Raw genomic sequence first — 21,013 nt, 5'->3', positions numbered from 1 at the left:
ATACTTTACAATTGATCAATCTCAATTTTTGTTAATTCTGATAATTCTAGAATTCTATCTACATCTTCTTTATTGGCAACAAAAAACAAATAATTATCGCCATTTGTATTGTAGCTCATTAATTCGAAGCCACGTTTTTCTAAAGCCGATTGGATGTACGGAAACAAATCGTGACTGTAGGTTTCTTCTGGATATTCAAAATTCAAATCTTCGCCAATCATTTCAGAAATAAAATATTCAGCATCTTCTGGATCAAATTTCCAATCGCTATTCCAGGCATCAATATTTTCAAAAAACTCAAAATGTCCCTCGACTATGTCATGATAATCTTCTGCTGGTCTTTTAAAATTCTCAAATAGTTTTTCAGATTGTTCTTTCAGTTCACTTTCCTCAATATTTCCTCTAGAAACTAATTGTATAAATTCTTCAAAAGTTTCTGGGGTAACTTCTTCACTTTCAACTAAGTTTTCACTTGATGGGAGTTCGACCGACTTTGGGATTTCTATATTTAAATGCTGGCAGATGCCCTGCAAAACCAATTTAAAATCCCTGATTCCGATAGTCTCGCTTTCATTTTTTGGATTATTTACATCTATAACTTCACTTTCTAATAATCCTTTTGTATAATCATAGAAATGTCTACCTGAATACAACATCCTAAAATCGTTTGTTTCTAAACTATTCGTAGAACAAAAAAAGATCAAGAAATTTTTAATAGAGCGTTTAAAAAACTTTTTCTCTTCTGCAGTCGGTTCCGAGTAAAATTCAATATGTATAAAATCATATTCCAACCCCTCCTGAATCATTTCTTCCGAAAGAGTACCAATATTCATTTTTTTATAAAGTTCATTTAAAATTTCATACGAATTATTAAAACCAGCTTTTTTAATTTCTGCATTTCCTTCTTCATGATCCAATGATCCTGGAAAGTAGAATAAATTTACAATGACATTTTCTTGAATTCCTTTTACTTTAAATTCAAGACTCGCCTGCTCATTGTATAAATGTGAATAAATCGAATTTATAACATCAAAAGAAATTATGGATTTTGGATCGTTATTACGACCGAATAAATTGGAAAAAAAGCTCATAGCAGGATTTTTATTAAAAACTAATCATTAGAATATTTAAAACTTTGATTCATTTTTTCAAAAGGAATTACTTCATTCACAATCGATTCTAGTTCGTGATCTGTCAATAATCCTCTTGCCGATTCTACAATTTTTGGAGAAACATTTATTTCATAATCAATAAGTTCTCGTGTCAAAATTTCTTCTAGGATTTCGTTTTGACGCTGGGTTAAATATTTTTTATGAGATCTAAAAACCGATTCGATTTCACTTCTAAATTCATCGTCACTAAGTTGGTTGTATTCGTCCTTTTTCGACATATCAAGCAATAAAACCTTAAAGATAAAATCCTGCAGGTTTTTAGCCAGATAATCTACTTCGTTCATGTCATGCCAGACAAAAACAATCGGCACATCTCCGTTATTTTCTTCATTTAAGAAAAAGCAATAATGATCGCCGCCGCCACTTTTAGCAAACGGAATAAATCTAAATTCAGGATTTATATTTCTATAATCCTCAGGATCTCTAAGGTCTTCGATTTCTTCGGCAACCGATTTTAAATTCAAAGATTCAAAATCATAAGAATGCAGCAGTAAAGGCGGATTGTCTTTTAGTGTTGGGTAAACTTCTGTATACCAATTTGGTCCATATTCACCAACATCCAACATTCCGTCGGCATCTAATTGTTTGTATAAAAGCGGATATTTAAATCCGTATTTAGTTTCTATTTCTTGTATGGTCATCTTTGGGGGAATATTCTATTAGAATTAGAATACTAAGATAACACTCTTTTTACTACACAAAAAACGTGAAGCCAATTATTTCAAGGATTCCGCAATCATTAAGGCACATTTTTCACCGTCAATTGCTGCAGAAATAATTCCTCCGGCATAACCTGCCCCTTCTCCGCAAGGATATAATCCTTTGATTTGCAAATGCTCTAAAGTCATAGGATCTCTCGGAATTCTAACTGGCGACGAAGTTCTGCTTTCTGGAGCATGCAAAATTGCTTCGTTAGTTAAATACCCTCGCATTGACTTTCCAAATTCCTGAAATCCTTGACGCATGATCTGCGATAAGAAACCAGGAAAAACCTGTCCCATTTCTACCGAAGTCGTTCCAGGAACATAAGATGTTTTTGGAATATCTGCTGAAACTTTATTTTGTGTAAAATCGATCATTCGCTGTGCCGGAGCTTTTTGGGTTTGTCCAGCCAAATGCCATGCTTTTTGCTCGATACTTTTTTGAAATTCCATTCCGGCCAAAGCACCGAATTTTGCGAAAGGCTTAAAATCTTCCAATTTCAATTCGACAACAATTCCAGAATTTGCCGTTGATTGATCACGTTTAGAAGGCGACCAACCGTTTGTAACTACTTCTCCCGGACTTGTCGCACATGGCGCAATTACACCTCCTGGACACATACAAAACGAATACATGCCACGGCCGTTAACTTGCTTTACAATTGAATACGGCGCTGGTGGTAAATGCTCACCGCGATAATCACAACTGTATTGAATGCTGTCTATTAATTCCTGTGAATGTTCTGCACGAACACCTAAAGCAAAAGGTTTGGCTTCGATTAAAATTTTCTTTTTATCTAATAATTCGAAAATATCACGAGCCGAATGTCCTGTTGCTAAGATTAATTTATTTGCATGAATTTTATCCCCATTCTGCGTTACGATTCCTTCAACTTCATTATTCTTTAGCAAAATATCAGTTACGCGAGTATCAAACAAAACCTGTCCTCCGAATTCGATAATTTTTTCACGAATATCTTCGATGATTTTTGGCAGTTTATTGGTTCCAATATGCGGATGTGCTTCAACCAAAATATCATCTGAAGCTCCAAAAGCCACCAAAAGTTCTAAAATTCTGGTTACGTCGCCGCGCTTTTTAGAACGTGTATATAATTTTCCATCAGAATAAGTTCCTGCTCCGCCTTCGCCAAAACAATAATTAGAATCTCCGTTTACGATATGTTCACGATTGATTGCTTTTAAGTCACGTCGGCGTCCGCGAACATCTTTTCCGCGTTCAAGAACAATTGGCTTTAAGCCTAATTCAATTAATTGTAATGCGGCAAAAAGTCCAGCCGGGCCTGCGCCGACAACAATAACTTCTTGAGCATTGGAAACATCTTTATATATAGGAAGCTCTAATTTAGTTTCCTGAAAAGGTTCACCCTGCAAATAGATAAGAACTTTCAAGTTCATTTTAATCGCTTTCTGACGTGCATCAATAGAGCGTTTTAAAATAGAAACATGCTGAATTTCTTTTGGAGAAACCTTTATTTGTTTGGATAAATGGTCTCTTAAAAGCGATTCGTTTGCAGCAATTTCCGGCGATACTTGAAGTAAAAGTTCTTTAGGCATTTTTTTGTGTTTATTCTATTAGCTTTTCTTTCTATGAAAAGAAGATGCAAAAGTACTATTTTGAAATGAGATTTTATATTTCATGTAAAATTTGCATACAGATTAACATCTCTTTCATAAAATGTTCATTTATTTTCAGCCACAGATTAATTAGATTAAAATGATTTTTTTCCAGAAAAGTTACACGCACCTCAGTAACGTCTACAGAAAAACTTAGAACCTTAGCATCTTAGAATCTCAGAGCCTTAAAAAAATACTTTGTACCTTTGTTCCTAAGAACCTTTGCACCTTTAGAAAAAAAATGTCTAGAAAAATAAAATTAATTTGGGATTTCCGCGGACCGGCTTCGGCTAAAACGGCTGAGCATCACGAAATTCACTTGAAAGAATATATTGTTATCGAAAAACTACCTTTAAATATTACTGGTTTTACTATTGTAAACGATATGCATGCAACCGCATTTATGGTTGTCGAAGAACCGAATATGATTCAGGTAAGAGATGCTTTAAAACCGCATCGAGGGGAAGTTTATAGTGATCAGTAATCCGTTTTTTAGTGATCAGTTTTTAATGATCGAAAAGTCTAAATAGATTATCAAAGTTTAAAAATAAATCAGCTTTTAGTATCACTGAATACTAAAAGCTGATCACTGAATACTTTTTTATTAGTTTGCGACTTCGCTGATAAACTTAATACGCATTAAACGTAATTCATCAATATCGTAATCACCGTCAAATTCTTTAAGTGCATCTTCGATTTTATCAGACTCTGATTCCATAAAATAATCGTGAATTTCTTCCTGTTGATCGTCGTCTAAAATATCGTCTAACCAATATTTAATATTTAATTTGGTTCCCGAATAAACAATTTGTTCCATTTCTTTGATCAAAGTATCCATCGTCAATCCTTTAGCGGAAGCGATATCTTTTAGCGAAAGCTTTCTATCAATATTCTGGATAATATATAATTTATTAGCAGAGTTGACTCCTGTAGATTTTACGACTAAATCATCTGGACGAATGATATCATTATCTTCTACATAACGACTAATCAGCGTCACAAAATCTGCTCCGTATTTTTTAGCTTTTCCTTCTCCAACTCCGTGAATGTTATATAATTCCTGTAAAGTAATCGGATATTTTAAAGCCATATCTTCAAGAGATGGATCTTGAAAAACTACGAACGGAGGCACTCCTAATTTTTTAGCTACTTTTTTACGAAGTTCACGTAGCATTCCTGTCAGCACTTCATCGGCTGTACCAGAAGCTTTAGAGCCTGCTACTACCGTTTCGTCATCAGTTTCGCTGTATTCATGATCTTCTGACATCATAAACGAAACCGGATTTTTAATAAAATCTAATCCGTTTTGATTGATTTTTATGATTCCGTATGTTTCGATATCTTTAGACAAAAAACCAGAAACCAAGACTTGTCTTAATAAGGCCATCCAGTATTTTTCGTCATGATCAGATCCTGAACCAAAATACGACTGCAAATCTGTTTTGTGTGCTTTAATAACTGCGTTCACACGACCTATTAAAGTAAACACAATTTCTTTTGACTTATATATATGTTTGGTGTCGCGAACAATTTCGAGCAGTTTAACCACTTGGTCTTTGGCTTCGATTTTGTTTTTCGGATTACGAACGTTGTCGTCCATATCTGCACCTTCGCCAGTTTCGCTGTCAAATTCTTCACCAAAATAATGCAGCAAGAATTTTCTTCGAGACATTGAGGTTTCGGCGTAGGCCACCACCTCCTGTAAAAGCGCAAACCCAATTTCTTGTTCTGCAACAGGTTTTCCAGACATAAATTTTTCTAGCTTTTCTACATCTTTATAAGAGTAATAGGCCAAACAATGTCCTTCTCCTCCATCACGTCCTGCACGACCCGTTTCCTGATAATAACTTTCCAGGGATTTTGGAATATCATGGTGAATTACAAATCGAACGTCTGGTTTATCAATTCCCATTCCGAAGGCGATTGTTGCTACCACTACATCTACGTCTTCCATCAAGAACATGTCTTGATGTTTGGCGCGGGTTTTAGCATCTAAACCAGCATGATAAGGAACCGCACTAATTCCATTTACTTGTAAAACCTCCGCAATCGATTCTACTTTTTTACGGCTCAGACAGTAAATAATTCCAGATTTACCTTTGTGCTGTTTTATAAATCGAATAATATCCGATTCAATATTTTTAGTTTTTGTACGAACTTCGTAATATAAATTTGGTCTGTTAAACGATGCTTTAAAAGTATTGGCATCGGCCATGTCCAGATTTTTAAGAATATCTTCCTGAACTTTTGGTGTTGCAGTCGCTGTAAGTCCAATAATTGGCACTTTGCCCAGCTGTTTAATAATATGTCTCAGATTTCGATACTCCGGCCTAAAATCATGACCCCATTCAGAGATACAGTGCGCTTCATCAATAGCAACAAAAGAAATAGGCACGCTTTGTAAAAAAGATACGTATTCTTCTTTTGTTAAAGATTCGGGAGCTACATACAAGAGTTTGGTCAAACCAGAAGTGATGTCTTTTTTAACCTGAGCAATTTCTGTTTTAGTAAGAGAGGAATTCAACACATGTGCAATTCCATTTTCTGAAGATAAGCTTCGAATCGCATCTACTTGATTTTTCATCAAAGCAATCAATGGAGAAACAACGATTGCTGTTCCATCCTGAATTAAAGCGGGTAATTGATAACAAAGAGACTTTCCACCACCAGTCGGCATAATTACGAAAGTATTTGTTTTACCTAAAATACTCGTAATGACTTGCTCTTGCAAGCCCTTAAATTGGCTAAAGCCGAAATACTTCTTTAATTCTTTATGTATTTCAATTTCGTTTGAATTCATTCTCTATATTAATGGTAATTTGTATAAATTTGCAACACATAAAGATACAACTTTCTTTTATACATACAAATTTTAAATATTCTGTTTTGATTACAAAAGAAAATATATTGGCAATCGCCAAAAAAACAATACTCTCTGAAAGTGAAGCAATTACAAAACTAATTGATTTTCTGGACGAAAATTTCTACGAAGCAGTTCAGCGCATTTACGAAACAAAAGGACGACTAATCGTTACCGGAATCGGAAAAAGCGCCATCATTGCACAAAAAATGGTTGCTACTTTTAACTCTACAGGAACTCCATCTATGTTTCTTCACGCATCAGAAGCGATTCATGGTGATTTAGGAATGATCCAAAACGACGATATTATTATCTGTATTTCAAAAAGCGGCAACAGCCCCGAAATTAAGGTTTTGGTTCCGTTATTAAAAAGGTTCGGAAACACTTTGATTGCAATTACAGGAAACGTAACTTCATTTTTGGCAAAAGGATCTGATTTCGTTTTAAACACCACTGTTGAAATGGAAGCCTGCCCTATTAATCTTGCTCCTACAAACAGCACCACTGCGCAGCTTGTAATGGGCGACGCTTTAGCAGTATGTCTTATGGAAATGCGTGATTTTAAACCAGAAGATTTTGCAGTTTATCACCCTGGAGGCGCTTTGGGCAAAAAATTACTGCTTCGCGTAAAAGACATGATCGAGCATTCGTTAAAACCAGCTGTTAGTCCAGAAACCTCTATCAAAAAAGCGATTTTCGAAATTTCTGAAAAAAGATTGGGCGTAACTGCAGTAATTGAAGACAATAAAATTATTGGAATTATTACAGACGGAGACATCCGAAGAATGCTAAATGACGTAGATACTATTGCGAACTTAACGGCAAAAGATATTATGTCTAAAAACCCTAAATTAGTTTCTTCAGAGACTATGGCGGTTGACGCATTAAATATTTTAGAAGATTTTTCTATCACACAGCTTATCGTGGCTGACAACGGCGAATATAAAGGAGTTTTACACTTACATGACATTTTAAAAGAAGGAATCGTATAATGGCAAAGAAAAACCTTGGCGAGATGTCGTTTTTAGACCATCTTGAAGAATTAAGATGGCTTTTAGTGAGAAGTACAATTGCAATATGTATTATGGCATTTGTAACTTATTTTATTAGTGATTATTTGTTTGATCAAATTATCTTAGGTCCAATTAGACCAACATTTTTTACTTATGTGTGGTTCTGCGATTTATCGCATCAATTGGGTTTTGCTGACAGTATTTGCATCACGGAACTGAATTTTATTATTCAAAATACCGAAATGGAAGGTCAGGTAAATATTTTTGTATGGATGTGTCTTTTGGCAGGTTTCATTCTGAGTTTTCCCTATATTTTATGGGAAATCTGGAAATTTATCAGTCCTGCTCTTTATGAGAAAGAAAGAAAAAATGCAAAAACATTCATCTTTGTTTCTTCTCTACTTTTCTTCTTAGGAGTATTGTTTGGCTATTTTGTCGTGATTCCGATGTCGGTAAACTTCGTGGCAACTTTCTCTGTAAGTGATGTTGTAAAAAACCAATTTACCCTAGATTCTTATATGGGAATGGTAAAAACAAGTATTCTAGGAAGTGCTGTATTTTTTGAATTGCCAATTGCAATTTACTTCTTAACCAAATTAGGATTAGTTACTCCTGAATTCTTAAGAAAGTATTGGAAATATGCCGTAGTTCTTATCTTAATCATTGCTGCAATTGTTACACCTCCAGATGTTGTGAGTCAAACCATTGTGGCGATCCCGATGTTGATTATCTACGAAGTAAGTATCTTGATTTCGAAAATTGTTTATAGAAATAAATTAAAAGAAAATGTCTGATTTAGTTCAAGAATTTAACGACTATCGTTCTAAAATGAACGAAAAATTATTAGCTGACAATAATAAAATTGTAAAGCGAATTTTCAATCTTGACACCAATGCGTATGCAGAAGGTGCACTCGATGTAAAAACAAAAGAACTTTTAGGCTTGGTTGCTTCGGCAGTTTTACGCTGCGACGACTGTGTAAAATACCATTTGGAAACAAGTTATAAAGAAGGCGTTACTAAAGAAGAAATGATGGAAGCAATGGGAATTGCAACTCTTGTTGGAGGAACCATTGTAGTACCGCATTTAAGAAGAGCTTACGAATTCTGGGAAGCTCTCGAGGAAGCCGGAAAATAATTAGAAAATGTGTCAATTAGATAATTAGATAATTACCTTAAAAACATAAATATCTGATTTTGAAAATGCAATAATTTGTTAATTCATTTATTTGATTGATTATTTTACTTTTAATTTGCCTCTTCTAATAAATTTTAAAATTAAAAATTGAGTTAGTTTTTTCAATTATCTCATTTTCAAATTATCTAATTATCTAATTAAAAAATGAAGCTAAGAGCCGATAATTTAATAAAAACATACAAAGGACGAAGTGTTGTAAAGGGAATTTCTGTTGAGGTAAATCAAGGAGAAATTGTCGGGCTTTTGGGACCAAATGGTGCTGGAAAAACTACTTCTTTTTACATGATCGTGGGATTGGTAAAACCAAATCAGGGAAATATCTTCCTTGACGATTTAAACATTACCGATTATCCGATGTACAAACGTGCACAACAAGGAATTGGATATCTAGCACAAGAAGCTTCTGTTTTTAGAAAACTAAGTATTGAAGATAACATTCTGAGCGTTTTGCAATTAACAAACCTTTCTAAAGAAGCTCAAATTGCTAAAATGGAAAGTTTGATTGAAGAATTCAGCTTAGAGCACATTCGTACCAACCGAGGCGATTTACTTTCGGGAGGTGAACGTCGTCGTACAGAAATCGCACGTGCTTTGGCTACCGATCCAAAGTTTATTTTATTGGATGAGCCTTTTGCTGGAGTTGACCCTGTTGCGGTTGAAGATATTCAGCGAATCGTTGCTCAGTTAAAAAATAAAAATATCGGAATCTTAATTACCGATCACAACGTTCAGGAAACGCTTGCGATTACCGACAAAACCTATTTGATGTTTGAAGGAGGAATTCTTAAAGCTGGAATTCCAGAAGAATTGGTTGAAGACGAAATGGTTCGACGTGTGTATCTTGGACAAAACTTCGAGCTACGTAAGAAGAAACTAGAATTTTAAATATAGTGATCAGTGGTCAGGTTTTTAGTGATCATTGATTTGAAAGTATTTTAGTGGTCAGTTTTTTAGTCATCAGTTTGAAGCTGAATACTAAAAAACTGATTTTTTTTGAATCCTAAAGACTGAACATTAAAAACCTGAACACTAAATACTATTATTCAACTGTAATAAACTGCAATTGCTGTAAATCTCCGTTATAAATATTCACATCAACTCGATGTTTGATTCCAGGCAGAGAAGCTTTTTCTGTAAACTGCCAAAACAACCAGTCGTCTTCGATTTTTTCTCTGTAGAAATTATAATTAGCAATCCAGAAAAGATATTCGCTAAATTCTTCTTTCAAAAAATCAGAATAATATCTTTCGCCAGAATAAATAATCGGACGAACTTGATAATGCTTTTCTACTTTGGTCAGCCAGCGTCTTAAACCTACTTTTAAACTATCTAAAGACTGATTTTTAGGTAATTTTTCGATATCCAAAACCGGAGGAAGATCTCCTTTTTGCAATTTTACTGTTTTAATAAAAAGATCAGCCTGTTCTATAGAATTTTCGTTTGGGCGGTAATAATGATAAGCGCCACGCATAATTTTTTCTTCTTTAGCTCCTTCCCAATTTCGTTTAAATTGACGATCTACTCTATCATTTCCAGCTGTTGCACGAATAAAAACAAATTGAACAGGATATTTTTCATCCAGAATTTCAACATCATCCCAATCTACTTTTCCTTGAAACTCAGAGACATCAATTCCGATCACTTTCCCTTTATGATTTTCGAGAACGCGAATATTTCGAACATCAGAAAGGTGTTTATCAACTGCATCTTCGTCTAAAACTTTTTCTGTTTTAAAACCTAAATAATAGGCCAGACCTTTGCGATAATGATAAATTATCCCAATAAATAATACTGCGAAAAAAAGTAAAGAAAGCCTCCTGAAAACCCTGCCCAAAAATGATTCTGAGTTTGATTTTCTTGAAGTTGTTTTACGATAAGTCGTTTTTCTTGCCATTACAATTAAACTACTTTTTCAAAAACATATTATTGATAATTGACAATAACACATAAAAAGCTATAATCAATGGAATTGCCAAGTATTGAAGCAAAACAACCATCAATATACAAACCACTAAAAAAACAATTTGAAGTACATTATCTTTAAAGTTAAATTTCTTGATTTTTAAAGCAAATAATGGAATCTCTGCGTTCAAAATATAAGCACTGCATAACGTTATAAGCAATAAAACCCATTGATTGGTTAAAATTTCTAATATCATTAATGAATCTGAAAATGATATAACCAATGGAAGGCTTAATATAAACAGCGCATTTGCCGGAGTCGGTAATCCTATAAAAGAATCTGTCTGGCGTGTGTCTACATTAAAATTAGCCAAACGATAGCAAGATCCTAAAGTGATGATAAATCCTAAAAATGGAATTGCTGGGCTTGTTCCTAATTCGTGGCCGCTATTAGCAAACATACTGTACATTACATACCCAGGAGTTACACCGCTGGTTACCATATCTGCCAAAGAATCTAATTGCAGCCCGAGCGGACTCGAAACTTTGAATAATCGGGCAAAAAAACCATCAAAAAAGTCAAAAAAGATTCCTAAACAAACCATGAAAAAGGCCATTAAATAATTGTCTCTGGAAACAAAAACAATTGCGACACAACCGCAGAAAAGGTTTATTAATGTAATTAAGTTTGGAATCTGTTTTTTAATATTCATGTTTTAAAATTTTGATAATCGCAGAGAACAAATTTAGCATAATAACTCGATGCGAAACGAGTTTTTGAAAGAGTTTTTTATTTTGACGTATTCGTTTCAGAATATTTCTAAAAAGGAATCATTTACGTGCGCAAAATATTATATTTTTGAAAAAAATTAAAAACAGGCCTCGATCTGCAAAAAACTATATTTTGAAGAAAATCTTTGCATTTTTATTGTTTTGGAGTTTTACTTTTCAATACGCTCAAACTGTTCGAAAATACTCGAATGAATTTATGAATATTGGAGTTGACGCTGCCGCTCTCGGTATGGCTAGTGCCGTAACTGCATCTACCAATGATGTAAATGCCGTTTACTGGAATCCGGCAGGTTTAACCAATCTCGAAGATCATCAAATTGCTTTGATGCACGCGAGTTATTTTGCCAATATAGCGCAATACGATTACATTGGTTATGCAAGTCCGATTGATGATAGAAGTGCTTGGGGGATTTCGATGATTCGTTTTGGTGTTGACGATATTATGGACACCACGCAATTAATAGACAGTCAAGGAAATATTGATTACAACAGAATCCGTTTGTTTTCTACTGCCGATTATGGTTTTACTTTTTCGTATGCGAGAAAACTTCCTGTTGATGGTTTTGAATATGGTGTAAATGCCAAGGTAATTCGAAGAGTTATAGGGAAATTTGCCAATTCTTGGGGATTTGGATTCGATATTGGTTTACAATTTGAAAGAAATGATTGGAAATTTGGTTTGATGCTTCGCGACATTACAACAACTTATAATGTCTGGAATATCGACGAAAAAGAATATGAAAAAATAGCAAATGCAATTCCGGGAGAAAATAATGAACTTCCTGAAAGCACCGAAATCACTTTGCCAAAAGCACAACTAGGAGTTTCAAAAAGATTTGATTTTCATAATGATTACAGTCTTGTAACTTCTGCCAATTTAAACATGCGATTTGAGCAGACCAACGATATTATTTCAACAAAAGCATTAAGTATAGACCCAGCTCTAGGGTTTGAATTTGGTTACACAGAACTTGTTTTTTTAAGAGCTGGCGTAGGGAATTTTCAAAACGTGACACAATTGGATAATACCGAAAAAATAAATTTCCAGCCTAATATTGGCTTAGGTTTTAGATACAAAGGCATTCAGGTTGATTATGCCCTGACCGATTTAGGGAATCAAAGTACGGTCTTATATTCGAACATTTTTTCTTTAAAAGTAGATTTAGGAATCTTTCGATAGCAGCGCAAAATCAGTAAATTCTAAAAAATTAAAAACATGAAAAAGTCCATTTTCAAAAAAGCACTTTTTACTTTATTATTCTTAAGTAGTTTTATTGGTTTCTGCCAAAGTCTGCCATTATCAAAAGATGCAACAATAAGCGTTCTAACCTGCGGATTAGGAAATGAAACTTATTCTTATTTTGGACATACAGCGATTCGAGTTTCTGATCCTGCTAACAATATTGACATTGTTTATAATTATGGTGCATTTGATTTTAGAACCCCTAATTTCGTTGCTAAATTTGCAAAAGGCGATTTGCAATATTTTATTATTACACATCCTTTTCCAGATTTTATTGCCGAATATAACGAAGAAAAAAGAAGTGTTTACGAGCAGGAACTTCAAATTCCGCTGGCTTCAAAGCAACTATTATTTGATAATTTAAATAAGGCTTTATTTTCTGAGGAACGTTATTACACTTACAAATTTATCGACAGAAACTGTACCTCGATGGTGGTTGAAGTAATCAATAAATCTTTGAATGGAAATGTAATTACTAAAAAAGGAGACACTGAGACTTCTTATCGTTCTATTTTGTTTCCTTATTTTGATGGTCATTTTTATGATCAATTAGGAACAAGTATCATTTTCGGAACAAAAGTAGATCAATCGGGAACACAAATTTTTCTTCCATTTGAATTGAAAGACAGTTTAGAAAAAACCAAATTTCAAAACCAGTCTTTAGTTTCTCCAAGTATAACTCTAATTGAATTTGCAAAAGAAACTCCTAAATCTTGGTGGAATAACATTTACAGTTATATTATTGTTTTATTGCTTGTAGTTTTTGCCAAAAATAGAATTCTTGATAAAATCTATTTTACCATTTTAGGTTTAATGGGCATATTTTTTATTGTAATGGGATTTTATTCTTTTCACCAAGAACTGGCGATGAATTATAATGTTTTCTTGTTCAGTCCGCTTTTGTTGTTCTTAGTTTTATTTTCGATTCTAAAAAACAAAAAATGGACGTATAGATTCTCGTTGATACACTTTGTTTTCCTGCTTGTATACTTTTTATTTTTGATTAATAAAGCACATTTCTTTATCATGCTGCCATTAATCATTACAAGCGGTGTAGTTTTGGTTCGTACTGCGATTCGCAACAAAAAACCAATTCCGATTATTATCTAAAAATTTTTATTGTCCGCGGTAAAATAAAACTGTAGTTATCGTTTTAAAAGTGATGCTTAAATCTAGAAAAACACTTCGGTGTTTAATATAGTATAGATCGTACTGTAATTTGATCAAACTTTCGTCTATCGATTCGCCGTATGAATAATTTACTTGCGCCCAGCCGGTAAGTCCTGGTCTGATTACATGACGCGTTTCATAAAAAGGCATTACGCTTGCAATTTCTTCGACAAAAAACGGACGCTCAGGTCTTGGACCAATTACAGCCATGTCTCCCTTTAAAACGTTAATAAATTGAGGAAGTTCATCTACTCTTGATTTTCGTAAAAATTTCCCAAAAGGGGTAATTCGTTTGTCATTTGCAGAAGCAAAAACAGCACCATTGACTTCTGAATTCTCTGTCATTGTCCTGAATTTATAAATCTTAAAAACCACTCCATTTTTACCTACTCTATCTTGAGTGTAAAAGAGACTGCCTTTGTTGGCAAATAAATTGATAAATGAAATAATTGGAATAAAAAGTAAGCAAAGCGAAAGACCTATAAAAGAAAATAAAAATTCCATTAAACGAATCTGAAGCAAATACAAACGATTATTATTACTTCTGCTGAAAGGGAAAAATCGATAAAAATCTCTTTCGATATAATGCACTGGAATTCGCTGTGTTTTACTTTCGTAAACCTGCGTATATTCTCTAATAACATAACCAGATTCTAGTAAATGAAGAAGTTGTTGGTATAAATCGGCTGTGATTCCGTCTGTTTTTTGAGAAGCAATTACAATTTCGGATACATTATTTTTTATTGCAAAAGATTCTAAGTCACTTTTGTTAATTTCTTTGACATACGAAAACTCAAGTTTTGTATTCGAAAATGAATCTGAATTAACAAAACCCACAAATTTATAATGCGGATCTACATTTTCGAGACCAAGAACCAATTCTTCAACTTGACTTTTATCGCATATTAAAATTACATTTTGCGAAAAACGTATAGAAGCTAAAAAAATAACATAAAAAAAACGCCATAACAACAAGGCGCTCAAAACTGCAAAATAAAATAAAACAATTACCAAACGTTGTTTAGGCAACTCTGGAGATAAAACTGGAGTAAATAAATATACTGTAGCACTTACTGTACCGGTAAGGATTACACTTCGTAAAATCTGAAATTGATTACTTGCAGTCTGCAGATTATACATTTCGAATATAGTTCCAAAAGAATAGATGTAAACGATTAAAACTAAAGGTTTAAAGTATCGTCCGTCTTCTAAATCAAAATATTTGTAATCAAATAAGATGCTCAAAACAAACAATGCCGATAAAACAAAAACGGCATCAAAAAGAGAAAGCAGGACTTTTCTTTCTGAGATCTCAAAATGCATTTTTTTATTAGAAAACATCTTTAAAATTATTTTTTATTTACTAAGATTTGGGGCAAATGTATTGTAAAAAAAATGAATTTATTCTAAAATTTTCTACCCCTTTTCAGGTATTTTTACCTGCACTGATAAGAGCGTTAAAGCATAAACAAAAGCGGGTGCTGCTATCCTTAATGCCGCATGATTAATTGTTAACAGCCAAAACATAAAGAAAGACAGGAAATATAAATGCTGAATATTATTTACATATAATAAAAATGGGGTTATTAAGAGTATCAAAAGACTAAAAATCCCAAGTAAACCATGTTCACTGAGTAAGCGTGAAACTTCATTATGTGCAGCAACTGACTGCCCTAATGATTCTTTTCTTGTTTCTTTTCCAATTCCTACTCCTACACCTGTTATAGGGTTATCAAGAAACAATTGTAAATCTGTATCGATTACAGCTTCTCTTCCTCCAAGACGATCTTTTTTCTCTCGGCCTTTTGCATCCTTATTTGCATATCTTTTTTCGATAAGTCCACCCGTTTGTAATGACGTATAGGTCCAAATCCCAGTTCCCATTAATGCTATCAATAAAAAAACCAATCCAATTTTACTTTTCCCTTTTTGATTTGAAAAGGAGTATAACAAAAACAGCAGACTAAGAATCATTATTATACCTGCAATTACTCCTCCTCTTGAAAAAGTGGCAATTCCTCTATAGCTTACAAATATTAATAGAATGAGATTTAGGATTATATTCATTTTTGTTTTTGAAAAGAGAATTAACTGTGAAAAGAAAATAAACATCCCTAATCCTAAAATTGTTGAAACCTGATTTGGTCCAAATCCTCCTGAAGTTTCAAAATTAGACTGAGTTCCAGTTACAACATCTCTTACGCTGGGATTATACAAAAACAAATAGACAACCGTCGTAATTATCGGAAGTCCTATTAAAACAAGAATATTTTTTAAATCAGAAAATAAAATTCTCCTTTTATACATATAAATGGACGAAATTCCTAAACAAAAAGGGCCAGACAAATTAAAAAGAATTGCTTTCTTTACATCTGTATCAAAATACTCGCTGTTAATAGTAACTAAAATACTGGGTAGAAGTAAGAGTAAAAAAATGCCATATATTAAAGCGTTTATTGAAAAATTACTGTAGAACATTCCAACAATCATAAAAAAAATGACTAGGAATTTGACATACTCGTTATTAAAATTCCCTCCCGTCATTCTAAGAAAAACCTCTATCCCCACCAGATAAGCTGCGACTAAAAGAACTTCATTGTTTTTGTTTTTATTTTTGATAACAAATGCCAATCCTAAAATAGGCAGAAGCAGTCCATAAACTTTAGATAAAAAAGGTATTATAAAAATTACCAATCCTATTACGGCATGAATTAAGGCAAGGAAACTATATGAGGATGTTTTTTTTTCCACTAATTTATTTTTTATACAAAAGTAATAACTGATTAATTACTTTTTCTTCTGTGTAATTATCAAAAATAGTTTGTTTTAATTCTTCAACTACCTTATCTCTTAATGATTGATTTTCGACCATTTTGAGTAATTGAGTTTTTGTCTGCAAAATATTTTCTGGATCAAAAAGTAAACCCGAAGTTTCGTTTTTTATGATTTCTGCACAATATCCAACATTGGTTGAGACAACTGCAATACCTGCCAAACCATATTCCAGCAAAGTTACTGGAAAACCTTCGTCTGTCGAGGACAAAACTCCAATAGTTGCTTGAGACAGGATATTAGCAATATCATCTTTTTGACCATACAAATGTATAGCATTTTGCAACGAATTAGAATATATAAAGTCTTTTATAGATTGTGAATATGTGTCATTATAATCTTTTCCGATCAAATGCAGGCTCCAGTCCTGATCTTTTAATCCCAATTCTAAAAATGATTTTAGAATGAGAATATGATTTTTAGGATTTTTAAGATTCGCTAAAAAAACAATTCTTTTACCATCTGTTCCTTTTAAAAGAGTTGTTCCCTGATAATCTTTTTTTTCTTTAGTAAAATTAGGTATAAAACTAACTTTTTTACACCACGTATTTTTCTTGTTCCACTCTTCTAATTGAAGACTTACAGCAAAAATGGAATGAAAAAAAAGAGATGCTGCTATTAAAGTTTTATTTTCAAATTTCGATTCTTTCGTTCTTGGTCCATAATGATCATGCCAAAATATTTTGATTCTTGGCAAAGTTAATTTTACCAAAACGGCAATAAAGAAGGAAGAACCGTGGGCATGAACAATCTCAACTTTATTGTTCTTGATAAATTTCCTTAATCGAAATATACTTTTTAAGTCAATTGTTTTTTTTTTATAGAGATACAAATAACCAACATCATTGTTTATATCCTGACGTAACTGACCTTCAGTTCTTGTAGCTGCTAAACCAGAAAACGTTACTTTTGACGCCAGTGCATTGGCGTAATTCACAGCCATTCTTTCTGCACCGCCGGCATTTAATGAATCTATAATTTGAAGAATTCTCATTTTATAAGCAACTTTTTAATTTCATTTTCAAAAACTTCTGTCGTATAGTTTTGCGACCAAATTAGCGCCAAATTACTTTTTTCTAAATACTCCTTTTCATTTGCAAGCAGGCTATCAACTTGAAGTGTGTCTTTTTCTAAATTCATGTTTAATAGTATACCCCTTCTGCCATGATCCAACATATAAGAAACACATGATACGTTTGTGGATAAAGGTACGCATCCCCAAAACATTGCTTCTGCTACAGCTTTTGGCCAGCCTTCACTTTTTGATGGTAAAATTACAAAATGACCTTCCTGATACGCTTTTTTTACAACTTCTTTACTCTGGTTTCCATGTAAAAAAACAGAGTTCTCTAATTGATTTCCTTTAATATAATTGAGTAAACTTTCTTTTTCGATTCCATCTCCATAAATATGTAAAACGGCATTCTTTCCTCCTTTAATTAAATTATCTATTAACTGCACGGCATACATTGGATTTTTCCCAATAACTAAACTTCCAACAAAAACAAATTCAATAACTGAATCAAAACGTTTCTTTGGATAATTTTCTTTTTCTAGATCCGAATATGTTGCTGTAAAAAAGGATTTTATGTTTTTTGATTGATTTTCCCATTCTCCATAAACTAAAACCTGCATCTTTTTAGTTAGAAAAGTATTATTTAAAATCCACTTTTGAAGTTTATAACTCCAAGGCTGTTTGCTTTTTGGATCCCAATTTCCGGCATATTTGGCGGTCTTTGTTTTGTTTGGAAATAATACCTGAACGAGACAGCCCAATAATCCCATATTTCCTGGACAGCGCAAATGAATGTGATCTGCGTTTTTCATTGCCTTAAAAATCATTATGAGATTAAATGGAAAGTATAAAAAAGTAAAAAAAATGTTTTTTATAGAACTGAGATTAAAATCTATTAGCTTATAATGTTTCTCGAATTTAAATGGTATTGATGAAATTAAAAGCCCATTGTCTTTCTCCCATTCAGGACAGCAAAAACTAATATTCCCCGCGAGTTTATTCAACAGAATGAGTTCATTTACATATGGAGCATATGCATAACTTTGTTCATTTTTATAAATAATCGGAGCAGATGAAACTATTAATAAATTCATTATATATAACCTTTTGAACCGTTTTGAGAAACCTGAATACCCGGCACACCCATAATAACAGAATTATCTGAAAAACTATCTTTTACGAGTGAACATGCACCAACTAAAACATTATTTCCTAAAATAATTTTCCCCGCAATTACAGAATTCGCACCAATGTAAACTTCATTTCCTAAAATAGGAGTTCCTCTATTCTGATCTAATCCTGAAACACCAATTGTTACTCCTTGAGAAATATTACAGTTATTTCCGATTACTGTATTTGCATTAAGGATTATACCGCCAAAATGTCCAACGTAAAAAGAATGCCCAATTCTTGCTGATCCTGGAATTGAAATACCTGTTAAGATTTCGATACCTTTTTGACCTATCAGCATAATAAAAAGTAAAGGAAAACGAAAAATTTTCCATTTCACTTTTTGATGTATAAAGTGTGAAATTCTATAATGGTATACAGCCCAAAATCCTTGCGTAAAAAATACAATAGTAAAAAAATTACCTCCATATTTTTTATGCTTTTTATAATCTGAAGCAATTAATTCAAATAGATTCATTGTAGTATTCGTTTTTCTAATTATGACTGTTATTTGGAATTATTTTTTTGTAGAAATCAACATTTTGAAGTACAATACTTTTTAATGAATATTTTTGAAGTACAAATTCTCTTGCCTTTTTCCCAATCGTTTCAGATTCTTTTTTGTTTGAGAAAGTCCAAATAATTTTTTCCGCAATGTTTTTAGGATTGTGAGGATCACATAATAATCCCGTTTCATGATCCGTGATTGCTTCTGGACCTGGACCTAGTTTTGTAAAAACGACTGTTTTTTCCATCGCCATGGCTTCTGGAGCAACAAGACCTTGAGTTTCCATATGAGAAGGAAAAACGCAGACCTCAGCTTGTGAGTAAGCATTAGGAATATCCAAATAGGAAACAGCACCTTTAAAATGTATATCTTCTCTAATAGCTCCCAATTGAGGCAGTTCTATATCTTTTAACATTTGCATATAAGAACTCCCATCTGAAAAAAACCAATCTCTACCATAAACTTCCAGAGTAGCATTCGGGAATTCATTTTTAACAAAAGGAAAAGCTTGTATTAATTGTCGTATTCCTTTTTTCTCACATACAGTTCCAGCAAAAACAATTCTGTTTTCTACTTCATTTTCTTGAATTGGCTTAAAAAAATCGGTATTGATTGGATTACTAATGTAACCAACTGGTTTATTATCTAAACTCAAATATTTTTCTGTATGTAATTTTACATATTGAGAAACAGCAATAAACGCATCACACTTTTTAAAAGATTTTTTTTCCTGAAATCCTTTCCATTTATTAATCCCACGATTTTCACTTTCAGCAAAAAAATGATGTCCTCCGTGCATTCGGATTACATACTTTATTTTTTTTATTTTTTTTATAAATGCAAAACCTAATTCAGAAGCTTCAACAATATCTATCGAGTTTTGACTATGAATTTCTTTTATCTTTTTTGAAATAGCGATTGAATTTAAATACCATGAAAGGCCTTTAACTGAGCTTTTCTTTAAGCGATAAACAGAAATCCCGTCAATCTTCTCGAATTCATTTAAAGAAATATAATTTAAACCAACAACCGATACTTCAACTCCTTCTTTTACTAACGCAGCACCGAGAGTCTTTACGAAGCTTCCAATTCCTCCATGCGGGAATCCTTCTTTTGGAAATTCGTTTGTTAAAAAACAGATGTGCACCTTATAAATGTTTTTGAATAAAACGATCCATTGGTAAATAGAAATCGTTTATATTTTCTTTAATTTTTTCTTCAGACCAATCCCACCAGCTAATCTTATTTAGCGATTCAATTACTTCTTCACTATGTTTCAAACTTAAAATTTTAGCTGGTACACCACCTGCCACTGCATAATCTGGCAGGTCTTCATTTATAACCGCTCCAGCTAAAATAGTAACTCCATTCCCTATTTTAACCCCAGGTAATATTGTCACATTCACACCGATCCATACATCGTTTCCGACTAAAATATTAGTTCTTTTAGGTTTTAATTTTCCCTTGATGTCTTTAACTAAATAAGATACATTATTAATTATAACTTCGTCATCCTTTTCTAAAACTTCATGAAAAAGCGGAAAGGATGTTATTTGACTTTCTGCATGATAACCCGAATCACATACAAAATTAACATTATTGGCTATTGAGCAATATTTTCCAATTCTTAAAAGAGAGCCATTATACCATCGCCAAACAAAGGCTCCATTGTCATAGGTTTTATCTCCAATGACAGCCCATTTCGCATCTTTCAAATATGTAGCATTTGTTCCTTTTAAATAATTATAATATTTAATTCCTAAAACACTCCACAACAATCTTCTAACAACTGCAATCATAGCT

General features: G+C 32.9%; 20 protein-coding genes. 7 read left to right on the top strand and 13 right to left on the bottom strand.

Features of this window, described 5'->3' with window-relative positions:
• Positions 1 to 5 precede the first annotated feature (5 nt).
• From ACFSC2_RS02825 to ACFSC2_RS02815, 3 genes are all read right to left on the bottom strand, one after another.
• Complete coding sequence (locus ACFSC2_RS02825; protein WP_379816098.1) at positions 6 to 1,091, bottom strand: DUF6630 family protein; 1,086 nt, start codon at positions 1,089 to 1,091, stop codon at positions 6 to 8.
• A 20-nt stretch (positions 1,092 to 1,111) separates the two neighbouring features.
• Positions 1,112 to 1,813, bottom strand: a complete 702-nt coding sequence (locus ACFSC2_RS02820; RefSeq protein ID WP_379816097.1) for an SMI1/KNR4 family protein — start codon at positions 1,811 to 1,813, stop codon at positions 1,112 to 1,114.
• Positions 1,814 to 1,888: 75 nt separating this feature from the next.
• Complete coding sequence (locus ACFSC2_RS02815; protein WP_379816096.1) at positions 1,889 to 3,448, bottom strand: NAD(P)/FAD-dependent oxidoreductase; 1,560 nt, start codon at positions 3,446 to 3,448, stop codon at positions 1,889 to 1,891.
• A gap of 301 nt (positions 3,449 to 3,749) precedes the next feature.
• Here ACFSC2_RS02815 and ACFSC2_RS02810 point away from each other — a divergent pair, with 301 nt between their 5' ends.
• Positions 3,750 to 3,992: a hypothetical protein gene (locus ACFSC2_RS02810; protein ID WP_379816095.1), complete on the top strand. Its 243-nt coding sequence runs from the start codon at positions 3,750 to 3,752 to the stop codon at positions 3,990 to 3,992.
• Between the two features lie 120 nt (positions 3,993 to 4,112).
• Here the strand turns inward: ACFSC2_RS02810 and recQ are convergent, their stop codons facing one another.
• Positions 4,113 to 6,308: a DNA helicase RecQ gene (gene recQ / locus ACFSC2_RS02805; protein ID WP_379816094.1), complete on the bottom strand. Its 2,196-nt coding sequence runs from the start codon at positions 6,306 to 6,308 to the stop codon at positions 4,113 to 4,115.
• An 86-nt stretch (positions 6,309 to 6,394) separates the two neighbouring features.
• Here recQ and ACFSC2_RS02800 point away from each other — a divergent pair, with 86 nt between their 5' ends.
• The 4 genes from ACFSC2_RS02800 to lptB all read left to right on the top strand — a co-directional run bounded on the left by ACFSC2_RS02800 (position 6,395) and on the right by lptB (position 9,463).
• Complete coding sequence (locus ACFSC2_RS02800) at positions 6,395 to 7,360, top strand: KpsF/GutQ family sugar-phosphate isomerase (RefSeq protein ID WP_379816093.1); 966 nt, start codon at positions 6,395 to 6,397, stop codon at positions 7,358 to 7,360.
• Entirely contained in the window at positions 7,360 to 8,175 is an 816-nt protein-coding gene (gene tatC / locus ACFSC2_RS02795; protein WP_379816092.1) for a twin-arginine translocase subunit TatC, read from the top strand. The genes ACFSC2_RS02800 and tatC overlap by 1 nt, the downstream gene beginning before the upstream one ends.
• Positions 8,168 to 8,518 (top strand): carboxymuconolactone decarboxylase family protein, encoded by a 351-nt coding sequence (locus tag ACFSC2_RS02790; protein ID WP_379816091.1) that lies wholly within the window; start codon positions 8,168 to 8,170, stop codon positions 8,516 to 8,518. Before tatC ends, ACFSC2_RS02790 begins: the two co-directional genes overlap by 8 nt.
• 204 nt (positions 8,519 to 8,722) lie before the next feature.
• On the top strand, positions 8,723 to 9,463 hold the full coding sequence (lptB, locus tag ACFSC2_RS02785) for an LPS export ABC transporter ATP-binding protein (protein ID WP_379816090.1): 741 nt from the start codon (positions 8,723 to 8,725) through the stop codon (positions 9,461 to 9,463).
• Positions 9,464 to 9,617: 154 nt separating this feature from the next.
• Here the strand turns inward: lptB and ACFSC2_RS02780 are convergent, their stop codons facing one another.
• Both ACFSC2_RS02780 and ACFSC2_RS02775 read right to left on the bottom strand, forming a co-directional pair.
• On the bottom strand, positions 9,618 to 10,472 hold the full coding sequence (locus ACFSC2_RS02780; protein WP_379816089.1) for a glycoside hydrolase family 25 protein: 855 nt from the start codon (positions 10,470 to 10,472) through the stop codon (positions 9,618 to 9,620).
• 10 nt (positions 10,473 to 10,482) lie between these two features.
• Positions 10,483 to 11,193 (bottom strand): CDP-alcohol phosphatidyltransferase family protein, encoded by a 711-nt coding sequence (locus ACFSC2_RS02775; protein ID WP_379816088.1) that lies wholly within the window; start codon positions 11,191 to 11,193, stop codon positions 10,483 to 10,485.
• Between the two features lie 191 nt (positions 11,194 to 11,384).
• Here ACFSC2_RS02775 and ACFSC2_RS02770 point away from each other — a divergent pair, with 191 nt between their 5' ends.
• Positions 11,385 to 12,452, top strand: coding sequence for a putative type IX sorting system protein PorV2 (locus tag ACFSC2_RS02770; protein WP_465254515.1), 1,068 nt, complete (start codon positions 11,385 to 11,387; stop codon positions 12,450 to 12,452).
• A gap of 36 nt (positions 12,453 to 12,488) precedes the next feature.
• Positions 12,489 to 13,625 carry a lipoprotein N-acyltransferase Lnb domain-containing protein gene (locus ACFSC2_RS02765; protein WP_379816087.1) on the top strand — a complete coding sequence of 379 codons (1,137 nt, stop codon included), beginning with the start codon at positions 12,489 to 12,491 and terminating at the stop codon, positions 13,623 to 13,625.
• Positions 13,626 to 13,631: 6 nt separating this feature from the next.
• Here ACFSC2_RS02765 and ACFSC2_RS02760 read toward each other — a convergent pair whose 3' ends face one another.
• The 7 genes from ACFSC2_RS02760 to ACFSC2_RS02730 form a co-directional block, all read right to left on the bottom strand.
• Positions 13,632 to 15,026 (bottom strand): exopolysaccharide biosynthesis polyprenyl glycosylphosphotransferase, encoded by a 1,395-nt coding sequence (locus ACFSC2_RS02760; RefSeq protein WP_379816086.1) that lies wholly within the window; start codon positions 15,024 to 15,026, stop codon positions 13,632 to 13,634.
• A gap of 75 nt (positions 15,027 to 15,101) precedes the next feature.
• Entirely contained in the window at positions 15,102 to 16,436 is a 1,335-nt protein-coding gene (locus ACFSC2_RS02755) for an O-antigen ligase family protein (RefSeq protein WP_379816085.1), read from the bottom strand.
• A 4-nt stretch (positions 16,437 to 16,440) separates the two neighbouring features.
• The gene (locus ACFSC2_RS02750; RefSeq protein ID WP_379816084.1) at positions 16,441 to 17,511 is read right to left on the bottom strand and encodes a glycosyltransferase; all 1,071 of its coding nucleotides are present in this window, start codon (positions 17,509 to 17,511) and stop codon (positions 16,441 to 16,443) included.
• Complete coding sequence (locus ACFSC2_RS02745) at positions 17,508 to 18,626, bottom strand: glycosyltransferase (protein WP_379816083.1); 1,119 nt, start codon at positions 18,624 to 18,626, stop codon at positions 17,508 to 17,510. The genes ACFSC2_RS02750 and ACFSC2_RS02745 overlap by 4 nt, the downstream gene beginning before the upstream one ends.
• Entirely contained in the window at positions 18,626 to 19,180 is a 555-nt protein-coding gene (locus ACFSC2_RS02740; protein ID WP_379816082.1) for a serine O-acetyltransferase, read from the bottom strand. Before ACFSC2_RS02740 ends, ACFSC2_RS02745 begins: the two co-directional genes overlap by 1 nt.
• A 16-nt stretch (positions 19,181 to 19,196) precedes the next feature.
• A complete protein-coding gene (locus tag ACFSC2_RS02735) occupies positions 19,197 to 20,357 on the bottom strand; it encodes a glycosyltransferase family 4 protein (RefSeq protein ID WP_379816081.1) in 1,161 nt (386 codons plus the stop codon).
• 1 nt (position 20,358) lies between these two features.
• A complete protein-coding gene (locus tag ACFSC2_RS02730; protein ID WP_379816080.1) occupies positions 20,359 to 21,009 on the bottom strand; it encodes a CatB-related O-acetyltransferase in 651 nt (216 codons plus the stop codon).
• Positions 21,010 to 21,013: the final 4 nt, after the last annotated feature.

Origin of the sequence: Flavobacterium artemisiae (genome assembly GCF_042678225.1) — a bacterium.
In the GTDB taxonomy this organism is placed as follows: Bacteria; Bacteroidota; Bacteroidia; order Flavobacteriales; family Flavobacteriaceae; genus Flavobacterium; species Flavobacterium artemisiae.
The sequence above is the reverse complement of the archived record's forward strand: the minus strand, read 5'-3'. Positions and strand labels throughout refer to the sequence as shown.

What these genes read in the sequence shown, in the direction of transcription:
- ACFSC2_RS02825 (WP_379816098.1), bottom strand. Translation starts at nt 1,091, where the DNA reads ATGAGCTTTTTTTCCAATTTATTCGGTCGTAATAACGATCCAAAATCC.
- ACFSC2_RS02820 (WP_379816097.1), bottom strand. Translation starts at nt 1,813, where the DNA reads ATGACCATACAAGAAATAGAAACTAAATACGGATTTAAATATCCGCTT.
- ACFSC2_RS02815 (WP_379816096.1), bottom strand. Translation starts at nt 3,448, where the DNA reads ATGCCTAAAGAACTTTTACTTCAAGTATCGCCGGAAATTGCTGCAAAC.
- ACFSC2_RS02810 (WP_379816095.1), top strand. Translation starts at nt 3,750, where the DNA reads ATGTCTAGAAAAATAAAATTAATTTGGGATTTCCGCGGACCGGCTTCG.
- recQ (WP_379816094.1), bottom strand. Translation starts at nt 6,308, where the DNA reads ATGAATTCAAACGAAATTGAAATACATAAAGAATTAAAGAAGTATTTC.
- tatC (WP_379816092.1), top strand. Translation starts at nt 7,360, where the DNA reads ATGGCAAAGAAAAACCTTGGCGAGATGTCGTTTTTAGACCATCTTGAA.
- ACFSC2_RS02790 (WP_379816091.1), top strand. Translation starts at nt 8,168, where the DNA reads ATGTCTGATTTAGTTCAAGAATTTAACGACTATCGTTCTAAAATGAAC.
- lptB (WP_379816090.1), top strand. Translation starts at nt 8,723, where the DNA reads ATGAAGCTAAGAGCCGATAATTTAATAAAAACATACAAAGGACGAAGT.
- ACFSC2_RS02780 (WP_379816089.1), bottom strand. Translation starts at nt 10,472, where the DNA reads ATGGCAAGAAAAACGACTTATCGTAAAACAACTTCAAGAAAATCAAAC.
- ACFSC2_RS02775 (WP_379816088.1), bottom strand. Translation starts at nt 11,193, where the DNA reads ATGAATATTAAAAAACAGATTCCAAACTTAATTACATTAATAAACCTT.
- ACFSC2_RS02765 (WP_379816087.1), top strand. Translation starts at nt 12,489, where the DNA reads ATGAAAAAGTCCATTTTCAAAAAAGCACTTTTTACTTTATTATTCTTA.
- ACFSC2_RS02760 (WP_379816086.1), bottom strand. Translation starts at nt 15,026, where the DNA reads ATGTTTTCTAATAAAAAAATGCATTTTGAGATCTCAGAAAGAAAAGTC.
- ACFSC2_RS02750 (WP_379816084.1), bottom strand. Translation starts at nt 17,511, where the DNA reads ATGAGAATTCTTCAAATTATAGATTCATTAAATGCCGGCGGTGCAGAA.
- ACFSC2_RS02745 (WP_379816083.1), bottom strand. Translation starts at nt 18,626, where the DNA reads ATGAATTTATTAATAGTTTCATCTGCTCCGATTATTTATAAAAATGAA.
- ACFSC2_RS02740 (WP_379816082.1), bottom strand. Translation starts at nt 19,180, where the DNA reads ATGAATCTATTTGAATTAATTGCTTCAGATTATAAAAAGCATAAAAAA.
- ACFSC2_RS02730 (WP_379816080.1), bottom strand. Translation starts at nt 21,009, where the DNA reads ATGATTGCAGTTGTTAGAAGATTGTTGTGGAGTGTTTTAGGAATTAAA.